Annotated in this window: 3 protein-coding genes; 2 read left to right on the forward strand and 1 reads right to left on the reverse strand. The window is 73.0% G+C overall.

All coding sequences use genetic code 11. The features are described from left to right. Nucleotides 1-421, forward strand: a 421-nt coding sequence (locus G6030_RS14755; RefSeq protein WP_241724381.1) for a metallopeptidase family protein, incomplete at its 5' end; no start/stop codon positions are given. A gap of 70 nt (nt 422-491) precedes the next feature. Here G6030_RS14755 and G6030_RS14760 read toward each other — a convergent pair. Next, nucleotides 492-803, reverse strand: a complete 312-nt coding sequence (locus tag G6030_RS14760; RefSeq protein WP_007627711.1) for a WhiB family transcriptional regulator — start codon at nt 801-803, stop codon at nt 492-494. 414 nt (nt 804-1,217) lie between these two features. Here G6030_RS14760 and cofD point away from each other — a divergent pair. Next, the coding region (gene cofD, locus G6030_RS14765; protein ID WP_182643635.1) for a 2-phospho-L-lactate transferase at nt 1,218-2,073 on the forward strand (856 nt) is incomplete at its 3' end.

Here is a 2,073-nt window from a genome sequence, read left to right on the forward strand (position 1 = left end):
CGGGCCCCGCGGGCCGATCCTGCCGCCCGAGGTGCCCCGCTGGCGCAGCCGGTCGGCGGAGTTCGACGCCGCCGCCCTCGAGGCGTTCGCCGAGATCGACCAGCACTGGCACTCGCGCCTCGAGCACCTGGACCTCGCAGTGGACATGGTGCCCCGCATGCGCCTGCGCCCCGGGGAGACGTGGCCCGAGGAGGTCGTGGCCGACGGCGACGTCCCGCTCGCCCGACTCGTGCCGGCGGGGGTGGACCGGTCGGGACAGCCGACCCGCGCGCGGCTGGTGCTGTTCCGGAAGCCGCTCACCCGGCGCGCGCCGGAGGGCGACGACCTGCGGGATCTCATCTATTCCGTGCTCGTGGAGCTGGTCTCGCAGCACCTCGAGATCTCACCCGACGAGGTCGAGGCGGGCCCGGACGAGGACTGACAGCGGCGCGGCCGCAGGTCGGATGACGCGCGGCGCGGCCGCGGAGGGGATGATCGCGGGCGCCCGGGGATCAGATGACGGCGTCGCGCTTGATGCGTCGCCGCTCACGCTCGGACAGCCCGCCCCAGATGCCGAACCGCTCGTCGTTGGCCAGCGCGTACTCGAGGCACTCCGCCTTGACCTCGCACCCGGTGCAGATCTTCTTGGCCTCGCGGGTCGAGCCGCCCTTCTCGGGGAAGAACGCCTCGGGATCGGTCTGCGCGCACAGAGCCCGGTCCTGCCAGCTCTCCTGCTCGTCCTCGACGAACAGACCGGGGACACCGAGGTCGACCAGGGCCAGCTCGGGTCCCGCGACGGTGCGTGACTGTCGATCCACGGTCATCCCTTCGTGTTGCGTTGTTCGTCTGCGAAAGATCCGCGATGGAGTGCCCGTCACCGGCGCGATCGCGAGAGGCCTCGATCGTGAGGACACCGTCGGCCCGACGCGAGGCCGGTGTCCGTAACGTGGTTTACCGTCACCCACCAGGGAATGACACACCTGTGATTACACACATGCAAGCCGCGTAGGTCAAGCGAAATCGACGGGACCTACCATTTTCCCCTCCGGCTATGACCGGTGACACGCCGCCCCGGATATGGCGTGGGACACGTCGCCGCGCCACCCTCCGCCGCTCACCGCGCGGCGGCCTCAGCAGCCCCTCGCGCGTCCGGCCTCAGCAGCCCCTCGCGCGTCCGGCCTCAGCGGCCCGCCGGGGTCGCGCCCGCGGTCCCGGGGTCCCTCACTACTCTCGACCCCGTGAAGATCTGTGTTCTGGCCGGCGGCGTCGGTGGCGCCCGCTTCCTCCTCGGCGCCCGTCGACTCCTCGGGCTCGATTCCGCGTCCGCCCGCGCCGACTCCCCCCACCGCATCGACGCGGTGGTCAACGTCGGCGACGACGCCTGGATGCACGGCGTCCGCATCTGCCCCGACCTCGACACGTGCATGTACACCCTCGGCGGGGGCATCGACCCCGAACGCGGCTGGGGCCAAGCCGGGGAGACCTGGAACTGCCGCGACGAGCTCGCCGCGTACGGCGTCCAGCCCGACTGGTTCGGCCTCGGCGACAAGGACCTCGCCACCCACCTCGTGCGCACCCAGATGCTGAACGCCGGCTACCGCCTCACCGACGTCACCGAGGCGCTCTGCACCCGCTGGTCCCCCGGCGTGCGCCTCCTGCCCGTCACCGACGACCGCTGCGAGACGCACGTCGTGGTGACCGACCCTCCGGCCGCGGACGGCGGGGCCGACACCGGCCGCGCGAGCGGATCCCCCACCGGCTCGCGGGCGATCCACTTCCAGGAGTGGTGGGTCCGCCACAGGGCGCAGCTGCCCGCCTCCGGCTTCGTCCAGATCGGCGCGGAGTCCGCCTCCCCGACACCCGAGGTACTGGAGGCCATCGAGACGGCCGACCTCGTCGTCGTCGCCCCCTCCAACCCCGTGGTCTCCGTCGGCGCGATCCTCGCGGTCCCCGGGATGCGCGCCGCGCTGCGCTCCACCCCCGCCCCCGTCGTGGGCGTCAGCCCGGTGATCGGCGGCGCGGTGCTGCGCGGCATGGCCGACGCGTGCCTCACCGCGATCGGCGTCGAGACCTCGGCCACCGCGGTCGCGCGCC

The sequence above is a fragment of the Dietzia sp. E1 genome (genome assembly GCF_014145015.1).
GTDB classification, from domain to species: Bacteria; Actinomycetota; Actinomycetes; order Mycobacteriales; family Mycobacteriaceae; genus Dietzia; species Dietzia cinnamea_A.

Excerpts from the sequence above, each read along its gene's own strand:
- G6030_RS14760 (WP_007627711.1), bottom strand. The coding sequence starts at position 803 with ATGACCGTGGATCGACAGTCACGCACCGTCGCGGGACCCGAGCTGGCC.